This is a genomic window from Methylovirgula sp. 4M-Z18, assembly GCF_037890675.1.
Classification (GTDB): Bacteria; Pseudomonadota; Alphaproteobacteria; order Rhizobiales; family Beijerinckiaceae; genus 4M-Z18.
Window position 1 is genome coordinate 2,049,814 of record NZ_CP149574.1, and the last position, 24,047, is coordinate 2,073,860.

General features: G+C 60.7%; 21 protein-coding genes, 1 tRNA gene and 1 pseudogene. 20 read left to right on the forward strand and 3 right to left on the reverse strand.

Annotation, left to right across the window (positions count from 1 at the left end; all coding sequences use genetic code 11):
• From V9T28_RS09500 to V9T28_RS09595, 20 genes and pseudogenes are all read left to right on the forward strand, one after another.
• Entirely contained in the window at positions 1-1,191 is a 1,191-nt protein-coding gene (locus V9T28_RS09500) for an NADH-quinone oxidoreductase subunit D (protein ID WP_116398738.1), read from the forward strand.
• A gap of 44 nt (positions 1,192-1,235) precedes the next feature.
• Positions 1,236-1,907, forward strand: a pseudogene (nuoE, locus tag V9T28_RS09505) (NADH-quinone oxidoreductase subunit NuoE); the annotation flags it as partial.
• A gap of 23 nt (positions 1,908-1,930) precedes the next feature.
• Positions 1,931-3,238 carry an NADH-quinone oxidoreductase subunit NuoF gene (gene nuoF / locus V9T28_RS09510; RefSeq protein WP_116398740.1) on the forward strand — a complete coding sequence of 436 codons (1,308 nt, stop codon included), beginning with the start codon at positions 1,931-1,933 and terminating at the stop codon, positions 3,236-3,238.
• An 11-nt stretch (positions 3,239-3,249) separates the two neighbouring features.
• Positions 3,250-3,804, forward strand: a complete 555-nt coding sequence (locus V9T28_RS09515; RefSeq protein WP_116398741.1) for a DUF2569 family protein — start codon at positions 3,250-3,252, stop codon at positions 3,802-3,804.
• The gene (nuoG, locus tag V9T28_RS09520) at positions 3,804-5,876 is read left to right on the forward strand and encodes an NADH-quinone oxidoreductase subunit NuoG (protein ID WP_116398742.1); all 2,073 of its coding nucleotides are present in this window, start codon (positions 3,804-3,806) and stop codon (positions 5,874-5,876) included. Before V9T28_RS09515 ends, nuoG begins: the two co-directional genes overlap by 1 nt.
• Positions 5,877-5,887: 11 nt before the next feature.
• The gene (gene nuoH / locus V9T28_RS09525) at positions 5,888-6,931 is read left to right on the forward strand and encodes an NADH-quinone oxidoreductase subunit NuoH (protein ID WP_116398743.1); all 1,044 of its coding nucleotides are present in this window, start codon (positions 5,888-5,890) and stop codon (positions 6,929-6,931) included.
• Positions 6,932-6,935: 4 nt separating this feature from the next.
• Complete coding sequence (gene nuoI / locus V9T28_RS09530) at positions 6,936-7,424, forward strand: NADH-quinone oxidoreductase subunit NuoI (protein ID WP_116398744.1); 489 nt, start codon at positions 6,936-6,938, stop codon at positions 7,422-7,424.
• A 14-nt stretch (positions 7,425-7,438) separates the two neighbouring features.
• Entirely contained in the window at positions 7,439-8,041 is a 603-nt protein-coding gene (locus tag V9T28_RS09535) for an NADH-quinone oxidoreductase subunit J (RefSeq protein WP_116398745.1), read from the forward strand.
• Between the two features lie 2 nt (positions 8,042-8,043).
• Complete coding sequence (gene nuoK / locus V9T28_RS09540; RefSeq protein ID WP_116398746.1) at positions 8,044-8,352, forward strand: NADH-quinone oxidoreductase subunit NuoK; 309 nt, start codon at positions 8,044-8,046, stop codon at positions 8,350-8,352.
• A 14-nt stretch (positions 8,353-8,366) separates the two neighbouring features.
• A complete protein-coding gene (nuoL, locus tag V9T28_RS09545; RefSeq protein ID WP_116399787.1) occupies positions 8,367-10,400 on the forward strand; it encodes an NADH-quinone oxidoreductase subunit L in 2,034 nt (677 codons plus the stop codon).
• Positions 10,400-11,917, forward strand: coding sequence for an NADH-quinone oxidoreductase subunit M (locus V9T28_RS09550; protein WP_116398747.1), 1,518 nt, complete (start codon positions 10,400-10,402; stop codon positions 11,915-11,917). The genes nuoL and V9T28_RS09550 overlap by 1 nt, the downstream gene beginning before the upstream one ends.
• A 14-nt stretch (positions 11,918-11,931) precedes the next feature.
• Positions 11,932-13,356: an NADH-quinone oxidoreductase subunit NuoN gene (gene nuoN / locus V9T28_RS09555; protein ID WP_116398748.1), complete on the forward strand. Its 1,425-nt coding sequence runs from the start codon at positions 11,932-11,934 to the stop codon at positions 13,354-13,356.
• A 2-nt stretch (positions 13,357-13,358) separates the two neighbouring features.
• A complete protein-coding gene (locus tag V9T28_RS09560) occupies positions 13,359-14,114 on the forward strand; it encodes a biotin--[acetyl-CoA-carboxylase] ligase (RefSeq protein WP_245423845.1) in 756 nt (251 codons plus the stop codon).
• Positions 14,115-14,205: 91 nt separating this feature from the next.
• A complete protein-coding gene (locus tag V9T28_RS09565) occupies positions 14,206-15,876 on the forward strand; it encodes a ribonuclease J (RefSeq protein ID WP_116398749.1) in 1,671 nt (556 codons plus the stop codon).
• 12 nt (positions 15,877-15,888) lie between these two features.
• A complete protein-coding gene (gene mce / locus V9T28_RS09570) occupies positions 15,889-16,293 on the forward strand; it encodes a methylmalonyl-CoA epimerase (protein ID WP_116398750.1) in 405 nt (134 codons plus the stop codon).
• A gap of 44 nt (positions 16,294-16,337) precedes the next feature.
• On the forward strand, positions 16,338-16,568 hold the full coding sequence (locus tag V9T28_RS09575) for a DUF1467 family protein (RefSeq protein WP_116398751.1): 231 nt from the start codon (positions 16,338-16,340) through the stop codon (positions 16,566-16,568).
• Between the two features lie 57 nt (positions 16,569-16,625).
• Positions 16,626-16,701 (forward strand) — tRNA-Lys (locus V9T28_RS09580).
• A gap of 615 nt (positions 16,702-17,316) precedes the next feature.
• Positions 17,317-17,547: a hypothetical protein gene (locus tag V9T28_RS09585; protein ID WP_147306371.1), complete on the forward strand. Its 231-nt coding sequence runs from the start codon at positions 17,317-17,319 to the stop codon at positions 17,545-17,547.
• A gap of 319 nt (positions 17,548-17,866) precedes the next feature.
• Positions 17,867-19,108, forward strand: a complete 1,242-nt coding sequence (locus tag V9T28_RS09590; RefSeq protein WP_116398754.1) for a M24 family metallopeptidase — start codon at positions 17,867-17,869, stop codon at positions 19,106-19,108.
• A gap of 31 nt (positions 19,109-19,139) precedes the next feature.
• Entirely contained in the window at positions 19,140-20,021 is an 882-nt protein-coding gene (locus V9T28_RS09595; RefSeq protein ID WP_147306372.1) for a DUF1444 family protein, read from the forward strand.
• Positions 20,022-20,153: 132 nt separating this feature from the next.
• Here V9T28_RS09595 and V9T28_RS09600 read toward each other — a convergent pair whose 3' ends face one another.
• From V9T28_RS09600 to V9T28_RS09610, 3 genes are all read right to left on the reverse strand, one after another.
• Positions 20,154-21,152, reverse strand: coding sequence for an ABC transporter permease (locus V9T28_RS09600; RefSeq protein ID WP_116398756.1), 999 nt, complete (start codon positions 21,150-21,152; stop codon positions 20,154-20,156).
• Positions 21,153-21,197: 45 nt separating this feature from the next.
• Positions 21,198-22,739 carry a sugar ABC transporter ATP-binding protein gene (locus V9T28_RS09605; RefSeq protein ID WP_245423847.1) on the reverse strand — a complete coding sequence of 514 codons (1,542 nt, stop codon included), beginning with the start codon at positions 22,737-22,739 and terminating at the stop codon, positions 21,198-21,200.
• A 73-nt stretch (positions 22,740-22,812) separates the two neighbouring features.
• Entirely contained in the window at positions 22,813-23,727 is a 915-nt protein-coding gene (locus tag V9T28_RS09610; RefSeq protein ID WP_116398757.1) for a sugar ABC transporter substrate-binding protein, read from the reverse strand.
• Between the last annotated feature and the right edge of the window lie 320 nt (positions 23,728-24,047).

Here is a 24,047-nt window from a genome sequence, read left to right on the forward strand (position 1 = left end):
ATGACCGAACAGAACCTTCGCAATTTTTCCATCAATTTCGGGCCGCAACATCCGGCGGCGCACGGCGTGTTGCGCCTGGTGCTGGAACTTGACGGCGAAGTGGTCGAGCGCGTCGATCCGCATATCGGTCTCCTGCATCGCGGCACCGAAAAGCTGATGGAAGCGCGCACCTATTTGCAGAACGTGCCGTATTTCGATCGTCTCGACTATGTCGCGCCGATGAACCAAGAGCATGCCTATTGCCTGGCGATCGAAAAGCTCGCGGGTCTGGAAGTGCCTTACCGTGGCCAACTCATTCGTGTGCTGTTCAACGAAATTGGCCGCATTCTTTCCCACCTTCTCAACGTCACCACGCAGGCCATGGACGTTGGCGCGCTTACCCCGCCGTTGTGGGGCTTCGAGGAGCGTGAAAAGCTGATGGTGTTCTATGAGCGGGCTTGCGGCGCGCGTATGCACGCGAATTATATCCGGCCGGGCGGCGTGCATCAGGACCTGCCGCAAAAGCTGATCGACGATATCGGCGCCTGGTGCGATCCGTTCCTGAAGGTCTTGGACGATCTGAGCGATCTGTTCATCGAGAACCGCATCTTCAAGCAGCGCAACGTAGATATCGGCGTCGTCACCTTGGAAGATTGCTTCAAATGGGGCTTCACCGGAGTCATGGTGCGCGGCTCCGGCGCGGCCTGGGACCTGCGCAAGAGCCAGCCCTACGACTGCTACGAGGAGATGGAATTCGACATCCCCGTCGGCAAGAACTGCGATAATTACGACCGCCAGTGCATCCGTATGGAAGAGATGCGCCAGTCTGTCCGCATTATGAAGCAGTGCGTTGAAAAGCTGTCTTCGTCCAAGGGACAAGGCGAGATTCTGGCGCCGAAGCACAAGATGACGCCGCCGCGCCGCGCCGACATGAAGAAATCGATGGAATCGCTGATCCATCATTTCAAGCTCTACACCGAAGGCTTCAAAGTGCCGGAAGGCGAAGTCTATGCGGCGGTCGAAGCGCCCAAGGGCGAATTCGGCGTCTATCTCGTCTCGGACGGCAGCAACAAGCCCTACCGCGCCCACATCCGCGCCCCAGGCTTCGCCCATCTCCAGGCCATGGACTTCCTGTGCCGCAAGCACATGCTGGCCGACGTTTCGGCGATCCTCGGCTCCATCGATATCGTGTTCGGCGAGGTGGATCGGTGATGCCCTCCGCCCGCGCCCGTTTGTATTGTTAAGGACCTAATCTCGTGAGCGTTCGCAGACTAGCTGACAAACAACCCGAAAGCTTTGCTTTCACGCCCGAGAACGAGGCGTGGGCGAAGACGCAGATCGCCAAATATCCGCAGGGCCGGCAGGCCTCCGCGGTGATTTCGCTGTTGTGGCGGGCGCAGGCGCAGAACGAATATTGGCTGCCCAAAGCGGCCATCGAATATGTCGCTCGCCTTCTGGATATGCCCTATATCCGCGTGTTCGAAGTCGCGACGTTCTACACGATGTTCAACCTGTCGCCGGTGGGCAAATATTATGTCCAGCTCTGCGGCACGACGCCCTGCATGTTGCGCGGTGCCAACGACATCAAGAAGGTGTGCGAGCAGAAGATCGGCCCGCAAAGCAAGGTCTCGAGCGACGGCAAGTTCTCGTGGCTGGAGGTCGAGTGCTTGGGCGCGTGCTGCAATGCGCCGATGGTGCAGATCAATGACGACTATTACGAAGACCTGACGCCGGAAAACTTCACCAAGCTGCTCGACGATCTTGCCGCCGGCAATCCGGTGCACATCGGCTCGCAACAGGGCCGCGTCAGCTCGGAGTTTGCACCCGGCAAGAGCACGACGCTGAAGGATCCGTCGCTCTATGACGGTTCGGTGATCGGCACCTGGCGCAAGCGTTTTGAAGAAGTTCCGGCGGCACCGGCCGCCGCGCCGCAGAGTTAAGGATTTGGCCGATGCTCGCTGACAAGGACCGCATCTTTACCAATCTTCTCGGCTTTCATTCGCCGGGCCTCAAGGACGCGCAGATGCGCGGCCATTGGGACGGCACGAAATTCCTGATCGACAAGGGCCGCGACTGGGTCATCAACGAGATGAAGGCGTCGGGGCTGCGCGGTCGCGGCGGTGCGGGGTTCCCGACCGGCCTGAAATGGTCGTTCATGCCGAAGCCCGATCCAGCTCGCCCGTCTTATCTCGTGGTCAATGCCGACGAATCCGAGCCGGGCACCTGCAAAGACCGCGAGATCATGCGCAATGATCCGCACACGCTCGTGGAGGGCTGTCTAATCGCCTCCTTCGCGATGGGGGCGCATGCGGCCTATATCTACGTGCGCGGCGAATATATTGCCGAGCGTGTCGCTCTGCAGAAGGCGGTGGACGAGGCCTATGCCGCCAATCTGATCGGCCCCAACAATGTGCACGGCTGGCCGTTCGATCTTTATGTGCATCACGGCGCAGGCGCGTATATCTGCGGCGAAGAGACGGCGCTGCTCGAAAGCCTCGAGGGCAAGAAGGGAATGCCGCGCATGAAGCCGCCGTTCCCGGCCAATATGGGTCTCTACGGCTGCCCGACGACGGTGAACAATGTGGAATCGATCGCCGTTGCGCCGACCATCCTGCGCCGCGGCGCCGCTTGGTTCTCGAGCTTCGGCAACAAGAACAATGTCGGCACCAAAGTGTTCTGCGTGTCCGGCCACGTCAACAATCCGTGCAATGTCGAAGAGGCGATGAGTATTCCCTTCCGCGAGCTGATCGACCGCCATTGCGGCGGCATTCGCGGCGGCTGGGACAATCTGCTCGCCGTCATTCCGGGCGGATCGTCGGTGCGCATGGTACCGGCCGAGCAGATCATCGATTGCCCGATGGAATTCGACTCGCTCTCCAAGCTCCGCTCAGGCCTCGGCACGGCGGCGGTGATCGTGATGGACAAGTCGACCGATCTCATCCGTGCCATCGCGCGGCTCTCGTATTTCTACAAGCACGAAAGCTGTGGCCAGTGCACGCCGTGCCGCGAGGGCACCGGCTGGATGTGGCGCGTGATGAACCGTATGGCGGAAGGCCGGGCGCAGAAGAAGGAAATCGACATGCTGCTCGACGTCACGACGCGCGTCGAAGGCCATACGATCTGCGCCCTCGGGGACGCGGCGGCCTGGCCGATTCAAGGTCTGATCAACCACTTCCGTGGCGAGATCGAAAAGCGCATCGATCAATATGCGAGCAATCCGCATAGCGACTCGGTGCCGGTTCCGGTTGCAGCGGAGTAATAGGTATCCAAATGTCGGGCACAGGACGGATCGAAATAAAGAATGAACTGAGGGGCGTCAGCGGCTGGCTGATGTTCGCGGTTCTTTATTTATTTTTGACCGGGCTAGGCAATGTTTACCTAGCATTTGTATCTCTTAACAGTTCCGATCCTAGCCCACTTGCATTGCCTTTTCCGTATATGGCCGCGAAGGCCATAGCTGCAATGGGTTTTGCAGTTTTTGGATGGTATTGTGCCATTAGACTTGCTTCTGAAAAGCCGAATGCGCCAAAAGTAACAATTGCGTACTATGGTATATTGCTTGGGGTAACCTCGTTCTTTGCGCTCGTATCTTATTCGACAATCAGAAGTCTTGCGGCTGAAGCAGGATTTGATTCTTTCGTCTACGAGACAAGAACTATTCCCATCATGTTTCAGCTTATCGGCGTAGGGGCTGAATGTATCATATGGATGATGTATTTTTCAAAATCGAAGCGCGTGAAGAATACGTATTCCTTGAATAATGTAGAGGCACAATCAAGTAGGGCGGAGTTAGCAGCTGCTCCTTCTTTGACAGGTGATAAGTAATGAGCAAAATCATCATTGACGGTCAGGAGCTCGACGTTCCACCCGAATATACGCTGCTCCAGGCCTGCGAAGTGGCCGGCGCGGAAATTCCGCGTTTCTGCTTCCATGACCGGTTGTCGATCGCCGGCAATTGCCGCATGTGCCTGGTCGAAGTGAAGGGTGGCCCGCCGAAGCCGACCGCGTCTTGCGCCATGGCCGTGCGCGATCTGCGCCCCGGCCCGAACGGCGAACCGCCGGTCGTCGTGACCAATTCGCCGATGGTGAAGAAGGCGCGCGAAGGCGTGATGGAGTTCTTGCTCATCAACCATCCGCTCGATTGCCCGATCTGCGATCAGGGCGGCGAATGCGATCTGCAAGACCAGGCCATGGGTTTTGGCGTCGACACCTCGCGCTATCACGAGAACAAGCGCGCGGTCGAAAACAAATATATCGGTCCGCTGGTGAAGACCGAGATGACCCGCTGCATCCATTGCACGCGCTGTGTCCGCTTCACGGCGGAGGTCGCCGGCACGGGCGACATGGGCGCCATCGGCCGCGGCGAGGATATGGAGATCACCACCTATCTCGAACAGGCGATGACCTCGGAACTGCAGGGCAATGTCGCCGATCTGTGCCCCGTCGGCGCGCTGTTGCCGAAGCCGCAGAATTTCCGCGCCCGTCCGTGGGAATATGTCAACACCGAATCCGTCGACGTGATGGACGCGCTCGGGTCGAGCATCGTCATCAATTCGCGCGGCCGCGAGGTGATGCGCATCGTTCCGCGGACCAATGACGACGTGAACGAGGAATGGATTTCCGACAAGACCCGCCATGCGGTGCCGGGCTTGAAGACGCAGCGTCTCGACCGCCCCTATGTGCGCAAAGACGGCCGCCTGCAGCCCGCAAGCTGGCAGGAGGCTTTTGCCGTCATTGCCGCCAAGGTGAAGGCGGCCGCCCCGGCCAGGATCGGCGCGATCGCCGGCGATCTGGCGAGCGTCGAGGAAATGTATGCGCTCAAGGCGCTGATCACCTCGCTCGGGTCGGGCAATATCGATTGCCGCCAGGACGGCACCAAGCTCGATCCGGCGCATGGCCGTGCGTCCTATCTTTTCAATGCCAGCGTGGTCGGCATCGAATCCGCCGATGCTCTGCTCATCGTCGGCTCGAACCCGCGCAAGGAATCGCCGGTGCTGAACGCCCGCATCCGCAAGCGCTGGCTCAAGGGCAATTTCCCGATCGGGGTGATCGGCGAGAACGCCGACCTGACCTATCATTACCAATATCTCGGCGCTGGCACGGAGACGCTCAATCAAGTGGTCGCGGGCCAGGGCTTTGGCGAGATTCTCGCGAAGGCGCAAAAGCCGCTGATCGTGGTCGGGCAGGGCGCCTTGACCCGTGACGATGGCCTTGCGGTCCTCTCCGCGCTCGCCAAGCTGAATCCGGTGCGCGAGGGCTGGAACGGCCTCAGCGTGCTGCATACAGCGGCTGCGCGGGTCGGGGGGCTCGACATTGGCTTCGTGCCGCAGATGGAAGGCTTGAACGCCCAGGCGATGGCGCAAGCCGGTGCGCTCGACGTCCTGTTCAATCTCGGGGCGGACGAAATCGACATCGCGCCGGGCGCGTTCGTGATCTACCAGGGCACCCATGGCGACCGTGGGGCGCATCGCGCCGACGTCATCCTGCCCGGCGCCGCCTATACGGAGAAGTCGGGCATCTACGTGAACACGGAAGGGCGCGCCCAGATTGCCGACCGCGCGGGCTTCCCGCCCGGCGAGGCGCGCGAAGATTGGGCGATCTTGCGGGCGCTGTCCGACGCGCTCGGCAAGCGTCTGCCGTTCGACACGCTCGGAGCCTTGCGCAAGCTCGTCGTGCAGGAGCATCCGGTTCACGGCCATATCGGCGGGTTGACGCAGGCGGACAGCCACGACATCGGCAAACTCGCCGACCTCGGTGGGGCGCTGCTCAATCAGCCGTTTGCGTCGACGGTGCGCGATTTCTACCTCACCAACCCGATCGCTCGGGCCTCGAGCGTGTTGGCTGAATGTTCGAAATTGGCGCAAGAGCGTGAACACCACCAGCAGGCAGCGGAATAGGATTTCAGGACATGAACGGCTGGCTACTTCCTCTTCTGCTCATCCTCGGCAAAAGCCTTCTGCTGCTGGTGCCGCTGCTGATCATCGTGGCGTATATCATTTACGCCGACCGCAAGATCTGGGCGGCGGTGCAATTGCGGCGCGGCCCGAACGTGGTCGGCCCGTGGGGCTTGCTGCAAAGCTTCGCCGACATGCTCAAATTCGTGTTCAAGGAGCCGATCATTCCGGCGAGCTCGAACAAGGGCGTGTTTCTGCTCGCGCCGCTGGTCACCTGCACCTTGTCGCTCGCGGCCTGGGCGGTCATTCCCGTCGCCGACGGTTGGGCCATCGCCAATCTGAATGTCGGCATTCTCTACGTTTTCGCGATTTCGTCTTTGGGCGTCTATGGCATCATCATGGGCGGCTGGGCGTCGAACTCGAAATATCCGTTCCTGTCGGCGCTGCGTTCGGCCGCGCAAATGGTGTCCTACGAAGTGTCCATCGGCTTCGTGATCATTACCGTGCTGCTCTGTGCCGGCTCGCTCAATCTCAACGATATCGTACGCGCGCAGCAGGAACATGGGCTCGCCACCTTGCTCGGCGTGCCGTGGCTGACCTTCCTCAATTGGTACTGGCTGCCGCTGTTCCCGATGTTCGTCGTCTTCTTCATTTCGGCCCTGGCGGAAACCAACCGTCCGCCGTTCGATCTGGCCGAAGCGGAATCCGAGCTTGTCGCCGGTTTCATGGTCGAATATTCGGCTTCGCCCTACATGCTCTTCATGCTCGGCGAATATGTGGCGATCATGAGCATGTGCGCTCTGACCACCATTCTGTTCATGGGCGGGTGGTCCTCGCCGCTCGGTTTTGCGCCTTTCACTTGGATCCCGGGAATTTTCTGGTTCCTCGCCAAGGTGCTCCTTGTGTTCTTCATGTTCGCCATGGTGAAGGCTTTCGTGCCGCGCTACCGCTATGACCAGCTGATGCGCCTGGGCTGGAAAGTCTTCTTACCTATTTCGCTTGCGTCCGTGGTGGTGGTTGCAGGCTTCCTGCAATTGACCGGCTGGGCCGGAGGTTAAGATCATGAAACTGATACAATCTGGCAAAGCGCTGTTCCTGAGTGAATTCGTCGCCGCCTTCGCGCTGTCCATGCGCTATTTCTTCAAACCCAAGGCCACGCTGAACTATCCGCACGAGAAAAACCCGCAGAGCCCGCGCTTCCGCGGCGAACATGCCCTGCGCCGCTATCCCAACGGCGAGGAGCGCTGCATTGCGTGCAAGCTCTGCGAGGCGATCTGCCCGGCCCAGGCCATCACCATCGAGGCGGGCCCGCGCCGCAACGACGGCACGCGCCGCACCACCCGTTACGATATCGACATGGTGAAGTGCATCTATTGCGGCTTCTGCCAGGAAGCCTGTCCGGTCGACGCGATCGTCGAGGGGCCGAATGGCGAATTCGCCGTCGAGACGCGCGAGGAGCTTTATTACGACAAACAGCGCCTGCTCGACAATGGCGCGCGATGGGAGCGCGAACTCGCTCGCAACATCGCGCTCGACGCGCCGTATCGCTGAGGAGACCTTAAAAGATGAATATGCCTACGGTCTTCTTCTATCTTTTCTCGACGATCCTCATCGTCTCGGCCTTCATGGTGATCGCCTCGCGCAATCCCGTGCATTCGGTGCTGTTTCTCATTCTCGCCTTCGTGAACGCCTCGGGGCTCTTCATCCTGATGGGGGCGGAGTTCCTGGCGATGATCCTGATCGTCGTCTATGTCGGCGCGGTGGCGGTGCTGTTCCTGTTCGTCGTGATGATGCTCGACGTCGACTTTGCCGAATTGCGGCAGGGCTTCCTGCAATATCTGCCGCTCGGCGCGGTGATCGGTATCGTTCTGGTGTCGGAACTGATCTATGTGGTCGTGGGCGGCTGGTCACATGCGGAAACGGTGGCCGTTGCGGCGTCGCCTGATGCGCTTACAAACACCAAGGCGCTCGGAGAGGTTCTCTACACCAAATATATGTTCTTCTTTCAGGCCGCCGGTCTGGTGCTCCTGACCGCCATGATCGGCGCGATCGTGCTGACCTTGCGGCACAAACCCGGCGTGAAGCGGCAAAATATCGCGGCGCAGAACGCGCGGACCATCGAGACAGCCATCGAGGTGCGCAAAGTGCCCTCCAAAGCGGGGATCTGAGGATGGAAATCGGCCTCACCAATTATCTGACGGTCGCAGCCGTCGTGTTCACGCTCGGCGTCGCGGGCATCATTCTCAACCGCAAGAACATCATCGTCATCCTGATGTCGGTGGAACTCATTCTGCTGTCGGTGAATATCAATCTCGTCGCCTTCTCGACCCATTCGAACGACATCACCGGACAAGTGTTCGCGCTGCTCATTCTGACTGTCGCGGCGGCGGAAGCGGCCATCGGCCTTGCCATTCTCGTCGTCTATTATCGTAACCGTGGCTCGATCGCGGTCGAAGACATCAACATGATGAAGGGCTGAGAGACCCCATGACCATCTTTCACGCCATAGTCTTTTTCCCACTGATTGGCTTCCTGATCGCCGGCTTCGGCGTGCGCGTGCTGCCGCCGCGCGCGGCCGAAGTGATCACGACCGGCCTTTTGCTCGTGGCCGCCTTCCTCTCCTGGATCGCGTTCTACCAGGTCGCTTACGGCGACGGCGCGACGACGGTGCCGTTGTACACCTGGATCGCATCCGGCGACATGCAGGTGCAATGGGCCTTGCGCATCGACACGCTCACTGCCGTCATGCTGGTGGTGGTCAATACGGTGTCGAGCCTCGTGCATCTCTACTCCATCGGCTATATGCGCGAAGACCCCTGCCGCCAGCGGTTCTTCGCCTATCTGTCGCTGTTCACCTTCGCCATGCTGACGCTGGTGACTGCCGACAATCTCGTGCAGATGTTCTTTGGCTGGGAAGGGGTGGGCCTTGCCTCGTACCTGCTTATCGGCTTCTGGTACGAGAAGCCCTCCGCCAATGCCGCAGCGATCAAGGCGTTCGTTGTCAACCGCGTCGGCGACTTCGGCTTTTCCCTCGGCATCTTCACGGTTTTCGCACTGACCCATTCGGTCAGCCTCAATGAGATCTTCCAGCAGGCGCCGGCTTTGGTGGGCAAGCCCATTCACGTGTTCGGCATGGATGTCGATGCGCTGACGATCGCCTGCCTGCTGCTGTTCATGGGCGCCTGCGGCAAGTCGGCGCAGTTCCTGCTGCACACCTGGTTGCCGGACGCGATGGAGGGCCCGACGCCGGTTTCCGCGCTGATCCATGCCGCGACCATGGTGACGGCCGGCGTGTTCATGGTGGCCCGCCTGTCGCCGATCTTCGTGCTGTCGCCGACGGCGTTGACGGTGGTGACGGTGGTCGGCGCGACGACGGCGTTCTTTGCCGCGACGGTCGGCCTCGTCCAGAACGACATCAAGCGCGTCATCGCCTATTCGACCTGTTCGCAGCTTGGCTACATGTTCGTTGGTCTCGGCACCGGCGCCTTTGCCTTCGGCATTTTCCATCTCTTTACCCACGCCTTCTTCAAGGCGCTGCTGTTCTTGGGCGCGGGCGCGGTCATCGATGCGATGCACCATGAGCAGGACATGCGGAAGATGGGTGGGCTTTATAAGCACATTCCCTTCACCTTCTGGATGATGACCGCCGGCACGCTGGCGCTCACCGGCTTCGGCATTCCATTCACCTCGATCGGCTTTGCCGGGTTCATCTCGAAGGACGCGATCATCGAAGGCGCCTATGCGTCGCACAATGCGGGCGCGGTCTATGCCTTTCTGCTGGTCGTGATCGCAGCGGGCTTCACGTCCTTCTATTCCTGGCGCCTCGTGTTCATGACCTTCTTTGGTCCGGAGACCTGGGCCGCACACGGACATGATGCGCATGACGCGCACGCCCATGCGGACGATCATGCCCATGATGATGACGCACATGACGACCATGGTCACGGCCACGGCCCGCTGCAGCCGCATGAATCGCCGCTCGTGATGCTGATCCCGCTTGCCGTCTTGGCGCTGGGCGCGATCGCCGCCGGTATGGCCTACAAGGGCGTTTTCATCGGCGAGGCCGCCGAGGAGTTCTGGAAGGGCTCGCTCGTCGCCAACGTGAAGGAAGGCGTCATGCACGATGTCGAGGAGGTTCCCGCCTGGGTCCACCTCTCGCCCTTCATCATGATGGTCGGCGGCTTCCTCGTCGCCTACTACATGTACGTGATGGACCGCACCGTGCCGAAGCGACTTGCCGAGCAGAATCCGGGCCTGTACCAGTTCCTGCTCAACAAATGGTACTTCGACGAGTTGTATGATCTTCTGTTCGTGCGGCCCGCTTTCTGGCTTGGCCGGCTGTTCTGGAAGGGCGGCGACGGCAAGATCATCGACGGCCTGGGGCCGGACGGCATTTCCGCCCGCGTGGTCGACGGCACCAATTGGATCGTTCGTCTCCAGACCGGCTACATCTATCACTACGCCTTCGCCATGCTGATCGGCATCGCGTCCTTCGTCACTTGGTATCTCTTCAGGAGCGGCCACTAATGTTCGGGCTGGGCATTCTTTCCGGCGTCACCTTCCTGCCTTTGGTGGGTGCGCTGATCATTCTCGTCCTGCGCGGCTTCGGCGGCGAGGACGAGGCGATCAAGAACAACGTGCGCATGGTGGCGCTCGTCACGACGTTGCTGACCTTTGTGCTGTCGCTCGTCGCTTGGAGCGAGTTCAATCCGGGTACGGCCGATTTCCAGCTGCTCGAACAGCACGAATGGATCACCGATAAGATCACTTACAAAATGGGTGTGGACGGCCTGTCGATGCCGTTCGTGCTGCTCACGACCTTCCTGATGCCGTTCTGCATTCTGGCGTCGTGGGACTCGATCCAGAACCGGGTCAGCGAATATATGATCGCCTTCCTGGTGCTCGAGACGCTGATGACCGGCGTGTTCTGCGCGCTCGATCTGGTGCTGTTCTACCTGTTCTTCGAAGGCGGCCTCATTCCGATGTTCCTGATCATCGGCATCTGGGGCGGCAAGCGCCGCGTCTATGCGGCGTTCAAGTTCTTCCTTTACACGCTGCTCGGCTCGCTGCTGATGCTGCTCGGCATCATGGCTATGTACTGGACGGCGGGCACGACGGACATCACCGTGCTGTTGCGCACCGAATTCTCGCCGCAGATGCAGATCTGGCTGTGGCTGGCGTTCTTTGCCTCGTTCGCGGTCAAGATGCCGATGTGGCCGGTGCATACCTGGTTGCCCGACGCCCACGTCGAGGCGCCCACCGCAGGCTCGGTCATTCTGGCCGGCATTCTCTTGAAGATGGGCGGGTACGGGTTCATCCGCTTCTCGCTGCCGATGTTCCCGTATGCGAGCCATTATTTCGCGCCCTTCGTGTTCGCGCTCTCGATCATCGCGATCGTCTATACCTCGCTGGTTGCGCTGGTGCAGGAGGACATGAAGAAGCTGATCGCCTATTCGTCTGTCGCGCATATGGGCTTCGTCACCATGGGCCTGTTCGCCATGAATCCGCAGGGCGTGCAGGGCGCGATGTTCCAGATGATCAGCCACGGTATCGTCTCCGGCGCGCTCTTCCTTTGCGTCGGCGTCGTGTACGACCGCATGCATACGCGCGAGATCGCCGCTTACGGCGGCCTCGTGAATCGCATGCCGAAATATGCGGTGGCGATGATGGTCTTCACCATGGCCAATGTCGGCCTGCCCGGCACCTCCGGCTTCATCGGCGAATTCCTGACTCTGGTCGGCTCCTATCAGGTCAACACGTGGGTCGCGCTGTTCGCGACGACCGGCGTGATCCTGTCGGCCGCCTATGCGCTCTATCTCTACCGCCGCATCATCTTCGGGGTGCTCGACAAGCCGTCGCTGAAGGACATTCTCGATCTCAATCTGCGCGAAGCCGTTATCCTCGTGCCGTTGGTCGCGCTGACCGTCCTCTATGGTGTCTATCCGGCCCCGGTCATCGATGCCTCCGCGGCGTCGGTCCACGCGCTCATCGATCATTACAATGCCGCCTTTGAGGCGACCAAAACCGCGCTCTTGGCGCATTAAAGGTCTAGGGTCCAATGTCGTCTACTTTCGCTCACGTCTTGCCGGAAGTCATTTTAGCGGTTGGCGCTCTGCTGCTGACATTGCTCGGCGCATTCCGCGAAAAGCAATGGAGCGGACTCATCTTTGAGGGTGCGGTCGTGTTCCTGGGCGCGGCGCTGGTGCTGGAGCTGTTCCAGACCAGTGACACGTTCACGGCCTTTAACGGCTTGTTCGTCGATGACGAATTTGCCCGCTTCATGAAGGCGCTGTCGCTGATCGGCGCCATCGGCACGCTGCTGCTGTCGCACGACTACATGCGGCGTGAGAAGATCGAGGGCTTCGAATATAGCGTTCTCATCACGCTCTCGACGCTCGGCATGATGATCATGATTTCGGCAACCAATCTGATCTCGCTCTACCTCGGCCTGGAACTGATGAGCCTGTCGCTCTATGTCGTCGCGGCGTTCCATCGCGACGATCTGGCGGCGACCGAAGCCGGCCTCAAATATTTCGTGCTCGGTGCGCTCTCGTCCGGCATGCTGCTGTATGGCGCCTCGTTGATCTATGGTTTTGCCGGCAGCATCTTCTTCATCAAGATCGCCGAGACGGCGGCGCATGACGTATCTCTCACGCTGATTTTCGGCATTGCCTTCCTGCTCGCCGGCCTCGCGTTCAAAATGTCCGCCGTGCCGTTCCATATGTGGACGCCGGACGTCTATCAGGGCGCGCCGACCCCCGTAACAGCCTTTTTCGCCTCGGCGCCCAAAATGGCTGCGGTCGCGATCACGGTGCGTACGGTGTTCAGCGCCTTCCCGCATGCCGTGGTGCAATGGCAGCAGATCATCATCTTTATCTCGATCGCGTCGATGCTTCTCGGCTCGTTCGCGGCAATCGGCCAGAGCAATTTCAAACGGCTGATGGCCTATTCGTCGATCGGTCACATGGGCTTCGCCCTGGTCGGCCTCGCCGCGGGCACCAGCGAAGGCGCGACGGGCATTACCGTCTATATGATGATGTATCTTCTGATGACCCTCGGGACCTTTGCCGCCATCATCGGCATGCGCGTCGACGGCAAGGCAGTCGAGAAGATTGCCGATCTCGCGGGTCTCGCCAAGAACGACAGCGGGATGGCGCTTTGTCTCACCATGCTGATGTTCTCGCTGATGGGCATGCCGCTGTTTGCCGGCTTTATCGGTAAGTTCTACGTCTTCTCGGCGGTGGTGAAGGCTGGCCTTTATCCCATGGCCGTGATCGGCATGTTGGCGAGCGTCGTGGCGGCCTATTACTACCTGCGCGTCATCAAGATCATGTGGTTCGACGATGCGGCGCCCGCCTTTGACCGTAAGGCCCCAGCGGTGACGATCGTGATGTGGGTTGCCGCGCTGCTCAATTTGCTGCTCGGCATCCTTCCCGGGCCGTTCTACGCCGCTGCCTCCGCCGCCGCCAAATCGCTGTTCTGATCTTGCAACTTTCGGTACGTGCGGCGCAGGCCGGTTATCGGCTGGACCTGTTTGAGACCCTTGCCTCAACCAACGACGAGGCGATGCGCCGGGCGAAAGAGGGTGATCCGGGGAAACTCTGGATCATCGCGCGCCAGCAAAGCGGCGGCAGGGGGCGGCATGGCCGCCCTTGGTCGTCGCCGCCGGGCAATCTTTACGCCAGCCTGTTGCTGATCGATCCGGCCCCGACGGCACAGGCGCCCCAACTCGGCTTCGTAACCGGCATCGCTTTGGTGCGCGCCTTGCGGCGGGTGGCGCCCGTCGAGCCGCCGATCGCGCTCAAATGGCCTAATGACGCGCTGTGGCAGGGCGCGAAACTCTCCGGGATGCTGCTCGAGGCATCGAGCCTGCCGGGCGGGCGACTGGCTTGCGTGATCGGCATGGGCATCAATTGCGCCTCGCATCCCGACGGCCTGCCTTACGCGGCGGCCAATCTGTCTCAGATCATGCAAACTTGGGTGAATGCCGAGGATGTTTTTGCCGCGTTGTCGGAGGAAATCCCGGCGGCGCTCGATTTGTGGCAGCGCGGCGCGAATTTTGCCGCGGTTCGCAACGAATGGCTCAAATGCGCATCGGGCCTGGGTGGCCCCTTGCGCGTGAAGCTCGGCGAGCGCGAGATCACAGGAACGTTTCGCACCATCGACGAAACGGGATGTCTTTTGCTTGACACGAGTGCCGGACCGGCGATTGTCGAAGCAGGCGATGTCTTCCTGATTTAGGCCAGGTCGCATTTTGCGCGGGTGGCGCCAGCGGCGCTTTATTGGTTTAAAATTTTCTAACGACAGAATGATCTCTTTTCAGGACAGGTGAATGAACGCTTCTCAGCAGGAACTCGTCTTCGTGGCCCTTGGCGGCCTCGGAGAGATTGGTATGAATTGCGCGCTCTACGGCTACGGACCGAAATCCTCGCGCAAATATGTGATGGTCGATTTGGGGGTCGCTTTCGCCGGGCCCGAACTGCCCGGCATCGACCTGATCATGCCCGACCTGTCGTTCATCGAGCGGATCCGCAAGGACCTCGTTGGCCTTGTCATTACCCATGCGCATGAGGACCATATCGGCGCGGTGGCCGATCTCTGGCCGCGCCTCGGGTGTCCGGTCTATGCGACGAAATTCGCGAGCGGCCTGCTTGAATTGAAGCGCTTGATGGAGCCGGGCGCGCCGCAGATCCAGGTGAACGAAGTCGGCGTCGGCGCCCGCATCGACCTTGGGCCGTTCAACATCGAATTCATCAATATGGCCCATTCGATTCCCGAATCGACCGCGCTCGCCATCCGCACGCCGGCGGGTACGGTCGTGCACACCGGCGACTGGAAGATCGATCCGACGCCCGTCGTTTGCCCACCGACCGACGAGGCGCGCCTGCGCCAGATTGGCGAGGAGGGCGTTCTGGCGCTCGTCTGCGATTCGACCAACATCCTGCGCGACGGCGAGAGCCCGTCGGAAGCAGATGTGGCGAAGACGCTGAAGGAACTGATCGCCAATGCGCCAAACCGGGTGGCGGTCACAACCTTCGCCTCCAACGTGGCACGCATCCGCTCGGCGGCGGAGGCGGCGGAAGCGGCGGGGCGCAAAGTGGTCATCGTGGGCCGTGCCATGGCGCGGGCGATCGAGGTGGCGGCGGAATGCGGTTATCTTAAGGGCCTGCCGCCGTTCTTGTCGGCAGAAACCTATGACGACCTGCCGCGCAACAAGGTCGTGGCACTGGTGACCGGCAGTCAGGGCGAGCCGCGCGCCGCCCTCGCGCGCATCGCGGATAATTCGCATCCGGACGTGAAGCTCGCCCCCGGCGACCGGGTGATCTTTTCGTCGCGTACTATCCCCGGCAACGAAAAGGCCGTCGGCTCGATCATCAACGATCTGACCGTGCATGGCATGGAAATCATCACCGACCGAAACGCGCTCGTCCATGTCTCCGGCCATCCGCGCCGGGCCGAAGTCGCGCGCATCTACGACTGGCTAAAGCCGCAAGTCGCGATTCCGGCGCATGGCGAGCCGCTGCATCTCTACGAACATGCGGCTTTCGCACGGGCGCAGGGCGTGCCGCATGTGGTGACCGCGCGCGACGGCGACATCGTTCTGATCGGCCCCGGCGAGCCGGGCGTCGTTGCCGAGGCCGCACACGGCCGCTCCTATAAGGATGGCAATGTGCTGGTGGGCGACGGCGGCACCGCGCTGGCGGAGCGCCGCCGCCTCGCTTTTGCCGGCATCGTCACGGTCGCCTTCGCGATTACCGCCAAGGGTGATCTGGCCGGCGACCCGGACGTGGTGCTGTCCGGCATTCCGGAAAAGGCGCGCGATGGCCGCGGCTTCGACGAAATCGTCGACGCAGCGATCTTCGAGACATTCGACCGCTTGCCGCGGCCCAAACGGCGCGATGCGGACGCCGCTTCGACCGCCGTGGAAAAGGCCGTGCGCAGCGCGATCAACAATGCTTGGGGCAAGAAGCCGCAAGTGCACGTGCTTGTGGTCGAAGTCTAAGGGGAGGGGTTCATGATCGGCCGGCTCAATCATGTGGCGATCGCGGTCAAGGATCTGGACGCCGCGGCCCGCAGCTATCGCGAGACGCTGGGCGCCAAGGTCTCGGCGCCGCAGGCCGAACCGGCGCATGGCGTGACTGTAGTGTTCATCGAGCTGCCGAACACCAAGATCGAATTGCTGGAGCCCCTGGGCGAGAATTCGCCGATCGCCAAGTTCCTGGAAAAGAACCCGGATGGCGGCATGCACCACGTCTGCTATGAGGTCCAAGACATTCTGGCCGCCCGCGACCAGTTGAAGGCCGCTGGCGCGCGGGTGCTGGGGGATGGAAATCCGAAAACCGGCGCCCACGGCAAGCCAGTCTTGTTCCTCCATCCGAAGGATTTCAACGGAACCTTGGTGGAACTCGAGCAAGTCTAGGATTTGCGATTGCCTGGCTCGGCCCGGCGCGTGAAGGAGTTTGCATGTCGCTGCCGTTCGGCATCGCCGTTTATCTCACCATCTGGTGGACCGTTCTGTTCGCGATTCTGCCCTGGGGCGTGCGTTCGCAACACGAAACCGACGAAATGGTGCAAGGAACCGACCCGGGAGCGCCGGTCGCGCCGCATCTGTGGATCAAGGCGCTGGTGACCACCGGCATCTCGGCCCTCATCTGGGGCTGTTTTTATGTCTGGATCACCTATTTTCCGGAATAAGCCCTAGTTTCTATTGACCGAAGCGCCGTAGGGCGTTAGTTGCTCGGGCCGTCAAGGGAGCGCGTAGCTCAGCCGGTAGAGCATCTGACTTTTAATCAGAGGGTCATGGGTTCGAGTCCCATCGCGCTCACCAACAAAATCAACAAATTGTTGGTGCTTCCTTGAAATCACATTAAACGAAGAGCCCGTCGGGGCAACGAATCGGGCAACAATTGGTGAATTTCGTTGCCCGCTGGCTTGCCACAGCACTTATCCACATTGATTCGTCTTTTTGAGCTTTTCCGCATCGTTGCGATGAAAGGGGACGACAATGGTAAAGCAATTTGTGAATATTTTCGTCGCCGGGCTCTGTCTGGTCGCCAGCGTTACTTCCACTGAAGCGAAGCGCATAAAACATCGAGTGATTGTCCGACCGCCAAATTACGCGATGATTTTTGGTAGTACGAGCAGCGGGTTTCTCATTGTGGGGCAGTATTCTACGCTAGAAAGCTGTCAGCGCGCCGCTGACGCAATAAGCACAGGAGCGATATCCTACCTGCACATTTGTGTGCGGACCGGCGACTGATCTGGCGTTGACGGCCGTGTTTTCTAACGACGGGCGGTTTGGCGCATAGACGATTGGCCGCATCCGTTGCCAGCATCGTATGCACCTCTTCGGAAGCAGGGCGCATACGATGCGGCCGATACGATTTCGATACGGCGGGCCGCGAAACCAGTTATGATGCGGAGCGAATGGAAAGGACCGGCCATGACCGATTTGACCAGTTGCAAGCCCGACGAGATCGTAACGTTCGGCGGTCAAGACCGGCAGCTCCGGGCCGTCGTTTATGAAGTGTCGCACGCTTCGGCCGAGCGGCTGCCGGGTGCGACCGCGTTTCGTGGCGCGGGATTGAAGCCGGCGACGCTTGATGCAGGCCAACTCTTGAAATTGGCGGAGCGGAAAGACTTCCAGGATTTCATCCGGCAGATGGACGCCTGAGTGCATCGCAATCGTGGTAGCGACGTGCGAAACCGGCCGGCGCGGCCGACCCCGGCACAGGAACGAACGCGGCCTTTCTGACGGCTCAATCCTTCGAATTGAATGACCTTTCTGCCCGCACGCTTGAACTGGAAAGGCGCGTTCACCACGTCCGTTGAACGCAATCGAGGCAAGCGCCTATTTCGCGTCGATCACCCAGCGCTCGCGCTATCGATGGCCACTGCTTCCGCCCTCGGCAAAGTTCGCTTGATCGTGCTACGTGGAGCGGGCGCGGCCTCGGCCTGACCCAGCTGCGCATGGCCGAACGGAGCCAAGGAATATGGGCAATCGTCACCTCGACAGGCAGCGCGCAGCGAAACTGATGCGGGAACTGGATGTTGCCGGGCTCGTTCTGGTGCAACCCGAGAGCATTCTCTATGCCACGGGCGCTTTTGCCGGCGTTGCGACCTTGTGGCGCCGGGCAGGAGCCGCCGCCGTCCTCGTCCCCGCCGATCCCGAGGCGCCGCTCGCCGCCGTGGTGGGGGATCTGCAGGCGGCGAGCTTTCGCGTTGCGTCGGGCATCGCCGACACCCGCAGCCACCCGATCTGGGTTGAGACCACCCACGCAGCGGCGGGCGAAGAGTCGGTGTCGGAACGGATTGCGGCACATGATCGGCAACGGCCGCAGGGGTTTCAACGACCGGCCACGTTCGATTCCGCGCGCATGCTGGCGGAGCTGCGCGACATCCTGATCGAGCGCGGCCTCGACAAGGCGCCGCTGGGGCTGGAACTCGGCTTCGTCGCGGTCGCCGACATGCAGGCGTTTCAGGACGCGCTGCCGCACGTGCGCTGGCGCGACGCCTCGCCGCTGGTCGCGCGCCTGCGCATGGTCAAGCAGCCGGCCGAAATCGAGGCGCTGCGGGCGGCTGCGAAGCTCACGACGGCGGGCCTGCAGCACGCGCTCGGGGCTTTGCGCGAAGGGATCGATGCGCAGACCATCGGCGGGCTGTGGCGCGGCGAGGTCGAGGCGGAAGCCAGGCGCCTCGCGCTCACGCAATCCGTCTCGCACTGGGCCTATATCGCCGTCGGCGCCGACGGATTCGCGCCCGGCGGCCCCGCCCAGCGCGGCGACGTGGTGAAAATCGATGTGGGCGCGGTGGTCGGCGGCTACAGCGCCGATGTCGCGCGCACAGCGGTGATCGGCAAAGCCTCGCCGGCGCAGCGGCAGATCCATGGCGCGCTTCTGGGGGCGCTCGACGCGGCCCTTGCCTCGCTCGCGCCGGGGCGGCCGCTCAAAGACGCCCACGCCGCCGCGACCAAGGCCATGCACGATGCGGGTTTCCCGAGTTTCAGCCGCGGCCATTTCGGGCACAGTCTCGGCGCGAGCGTTTTCAGCGAGGAATGGCCGTTCATCGCCGCCGATTGCGACGTGCCGCTCGAACCCAATATGGTGATCGCGGTCGAGGCGCCGTATTACGTGCGCGGCATCGGTGGGTTCATCATCGAGGATCAGTTCCTGGTGCGCGAAAACGGTCTCGAACTGATGTCGCCGCTCGCGCGGGATCTGCTGGAAATCGGATAGATCGCCGCATTTGCATCACCAAGGGATTGCCATGTTCTCTCGTCGCAATGTGTTGCCCGTCTGTTGCGGCGCGGCCGCGTCGCTCCTGGCCGTTCGGCCCATGCAGGCCGCGGATGCGCTGCAGAACGGCAGCTTCAAGCAGGACGTGATCGCCCTGTTGGCGCGCCGACATCCCGAATGGACGGTTCTTCCGGGTGACGATCTGACGACGCTCCGCATCGCCAGCAAAGACATTTCCCTGACCAACCTTTACCTTCATGTCCAGGCGATGTCCGCCGCTGATCGCGAGCGCGAAATCATTGCCTTTTTCGAACACGGGATGCGCACTGACGCGGCGAAAGACGCGTCATTATTTACTGCGGCGGAGGAATATCTGCGGCTGCAGATCATGCCGGACGACTATAGGAAAACCGCTTCGGATTTGATTTGCCGCCCGTTCTTTGCCGGGCTGAGCATCGCCTATGCGCTGGACGACAATGAGCGCTATCAATTGCTCCGCCAATCCGACGTGAGTGCCTGGGCGGTGGGACAACAGGACATCGAAGCCCGGGCAACCGCCAATCTCGAGACGCTCTCGGCCTCAGTGACGCTAAAGCCGACACCGGGCGCCGAGGCCGGCGCGTTCATCATCGTCGACACGTCCGATGGCTATGACGCAGTGCGCTTGCTCCTGCCACGCTTCATGGCGCGGCTGCGTGCGGCGCTCGACGTCCCTTCCGTCTTTGCGGGGATTCCCAATCGCGATTTCCTCGTCGCCTGGACGCCTGATTTTTCCGCCCGGCGTGGCTTCGCGGCAAAAATCGCCGACGATGTGCGGAGGCGGCCGCACCCGCTCACTGAAGCCTTGTTCGTTTCGGCCGATGCAGGCGTTCGTCTGGCGAATGCCGCGGAAATGTTGGACCACGCCCGTTAAGCGCCTTGCTCAGATATTCGTTGCGATGAACAGAACGAACGGCGCGATCAAGAATTCGCTGAGTTCAGGCAACGTCTAGCGAAGCAATAAGGAAACTTGCGGCGCGAGACGCGCCGCAAGCGTTTGCTTGTCTCACACCGGCTTCACGCCTTGACGGACGATGACGGCCGCCACGACGACGATGCCCATGATGATATCTTGGAAGAAGGCGCTGATCCCGAGGAAGGTGAAGCCGGAAAGCATCATGCCGAGGATGATCGTGCCGAAGACCGTGCCGGTCATGCGGCCCGAGCCACCGGTGAGCGCGGTGCCGCCGATCACGGTCGCGGCAATGGCTTGGAGTTCATACGTCACGCCGGCGCCGGCCTGTCCGGTTTCCGCGCGGGCAATGGTCACGATGCCGGCAAGGCCCGACAACAAGCCCGCGATCGCATAGACCGTCACCAGATGGCGCCCGACATTGATGCCGGAGACTTTGGCGGCCTGGCGGTTTGCGCCGATGGCATAGGTGAACTTGCCGTAGCGCGTGTAGCGCAGCGCCACATGGAAGATCGCGGCGGTGACGAGGAAGATGAAGACCGGCATTAACCCGCTGCCGATGAAATTGAAGCTTGGGGTGAAGAAGCTCACGGGCTGGCCATTGGTGTACCAGCGTGCGAGGCCGCGGGCACTGATATACATGCCCAGCGTGGCGATGAAGGGTGGGATGCCCGTATAAGCTATGAGGCCGCCATTGACGATACCCGCAATCAGCCCGACCGCGAGCCCGACCAGAACCGGCACGATAAAGGGCAAATCGGTCAGCGACGGGTAGACGGCGCGCGAGATGTATTCGGACGATTGCGCAAAGCTCGCCGCGATCATCGCCGTCGCGCCGACCACCGAGCCCGACGAGAGATCGATGCCGCCGGTGATGATGATCTGCGTCATGCCGACCGCAATGATACCGATCACCGATTCCTGCAGGATCATGATCTTGAGGCGGTCGATATTGAAGAGGAAGCTGTCGCCGTTTCTGATCCAGCCGAGCGCTTCGAAAACGGCTGCCATACAAACGAGGACCAGGATGATATTCAGTTCCGGCGGTATGCGCCTGGTCCGGGCAGAGGCGGTTATATTTGCTACTGACATCGATAGATCTCCAGACGTTTCCGAAAAGGCGTTTCTTCGCTCTTGTTAGTGCGACGCGAGTTCCATGATCTTCACTTGATTGGCTTCGGCGCGGTCGAGAATGCCGGTGACGCGGCCCTCGTGCATGACAAGGATACGGTCACTCATCCCTAAGACCTCCGGCATTTCCGAGGAGATCATGATGACGGCGACCCCTTGCCCGGCAAGCTGCGAAATCAGCTTGTGAATTTCAGCCTTGGCGCCGACATCGATGCCGCGCGTCGGCTCGTCGAGAATGAGAATTTTCGGATGCGTCAGCAGCCAGCGGCCGATCAGGACCTTCTGCTGGTTGCCGCCGGAAAGATTCTCGATCCGCTCCTGCAAATGCGGTGTTTTCACGCGTAGCTTGGCGCTCATGTCACTGCATTGGCTCGTCACCGCGCGTTGCTCGACAAAACCACCGGGCTTCACATGGCGTTGGCTGAGAAGGGCCATTTCCATATTTTCGAGAATGTCGAGAATGAGGAAACAGCCCGTTTCCTTGCGGTCCTCGGTCAAGAACGCCATGCCGTTCTTCATCGCCTTGCCGGCGGAATCGATGCGGATTTCCGCGCCATTGATCTTGATCGAACCGGAGCTTGCCGGCGTCACGCCGAACAAAGTCTCGGCAACGTTGCTGCGGCCCGAGCCGACAAGGCCGGCAAAGCCCAGGATCTCGCCCTTGCGCAGATCGAACGACACGTCGTGAAAAACGCCGTTCAAGGTCAGATTGTTCACTGAGAGAACGACATCTCCGATCGGCACGGTTTCCTTGGGAAACATCTGGGTGATTTCGCGGCCCACCATCATTTTGATGATCTGATCGCGGGTGATGTTCGCGGCGAGTTGCGTGCCGATATACTTGCCGTCGCGGAAGATCGAGACTTCGTCGGCGATTTCGGCAAGCTCGTTCATCTTATGGGTGATGTAGACGATGCCTTTGCCCTTGGCGCGCAGATCGCGAATGATGGTGAAGAGATGCGCCACTTCCTTGTCGGTCAGCGAGGAGGTCGGCTCGTCCATGATGAGCACGTCCGACTCGTAAGAAACCGCTTTGGCGATTTCGATCATCTGCCGGTTGGCTGTGCTCAAGTTCTGAATTTCCGTTTCAGGATGGATGTCGATATCCAGATCCTTGAGCAGCGTCGCGGTGCGGCGGTTCATCTCGGCGTGATCGACGAAGCCGAGGCCGTTTTTCGGCTCGCGGCGAATCCAGATATTTTCTGCCACCGTCATGAACGGCATCAGGTTGAGCTCCTGATGGATCATAGCAATGCCGTTCTCGAGCGCATCGAGCGGCGAGTTCAATCTTATCGGCAGGCCGCGCAGGCGGAACTCGCCCTGGTCAGGCGTATAGACGCCGGCGATGATTTTCATCAGCGTCGACTTGCCCGCACCGTTCTCGCCCATCAGGGCATGCACAGTGCCGCGCCGCAATCTAAACTCGACATTGTCAAGCGCGATGACGCCGGGGAAAGCTTTACGCACGCCTTCCACTTCCAGAAGATATTCGGATCCAGGAACAGCGCCGCTTTCACGGACGAGTTGCATGGTCGATGGACTCAGCATGGCGCCAAACCTCCAACGGAAAGCAAAGTCACAAAAGAAAGGGCGGGCGCGCGAACGCCCGCCTCAGATGCGATCAGTTCTTGGTCATGTATTTGTCGAGATTGTCGGGCGTGACCAGCTCGAAGGGGATCCAGACCATGCTGTCGACTTTGTCGCCTTTCGAGAGTTTCAGCGCCGTATCGACGGCGCCCTTGCCCTGACCGGCGGCGTTCTGGAACACAGTCACTTTCAGATCACCAGCCTTCATCGCGGCGAGCGCGTCTTGCGTCGCATCGACACCGCCGACCACCACATTCTTGATACCGGCCGCTTTCAAGGCCTGAATGGCGCCGATCGCCATTTCGTCATTGTTCGAGACGACCGCATCGGGCTTGAGGCCGGCGCTGATCCAGTTGCTCATCAGGTCGTTGCCCTGAATACGGTCCCAGTTCGCGGTCTGCTTTTGCAGGACCTCGATGCCCTTGCATTCGGGCTTGGCGATCACGTCGAGAACGTCCTGGGTGCGTTGGCGCGCAGCTTGATTCGACAATTCGCCCATCATGATGACGATCTTGCCTTTGCCACCGAGCAGTTTGCAGACTTGCGTGGCTTCCAGTGTGCCGGAATCGCGCTCATCCGACCCCACGAAGGAGACTTTCGGGGGAAGGGTTTTGTCGGCCGGCATGCGGTTGACATAGACGAGCGGAATGCCGGCTTGCTTAGCGATTTCGGTCATTTTCGGCGTTGCGTCAGTGTCGACCGGATTGACGATGATCGCATCGACCTTGGCCGCCGCGAAGTTCTGAATCTGGCTGAGCTGTTTGCCGACGTCGTTCTGCGCGTCCTCGATCTGCAGATCGGCCTTGCCCTTGGCGTAGTCGGTCATCGCGTTGCGCAGGACGGTCAGGAAATTATCGTCGAATTTTGCCATCGAGACGCCGATTTTCTCGGCATGGGCGGCTGTCGAAAGAATCGTGGCAGCAGCCAGAGCAATCAAGATGCGCTTCATATTCGTCTCCTCCTCAGGCGCCCGGGTGCGCCGCTGTTTCCTCCGGATCCCCCACTAGGGGTTATTCTTTCGGGGCGGCGGCTTTGCCTGCTTCACCCCCACATAGACCGGATTGGTCTGTGTAATATATGTTCCAATATGAGATCTATCAGAACAATTATTCCAAATCAACGGATTTTCGCGCTTCCGATCAAAAATGTTCGAGGCAGATCGACGCGCGAGGAACGCCGCCGCCCAAACGGGGGCGTAGCGTTGATTTTCTGCGGACCAACGCTGCGACATCAAATTATGAACGCGAGCAGGCGAAGCGCGTGAGCCGT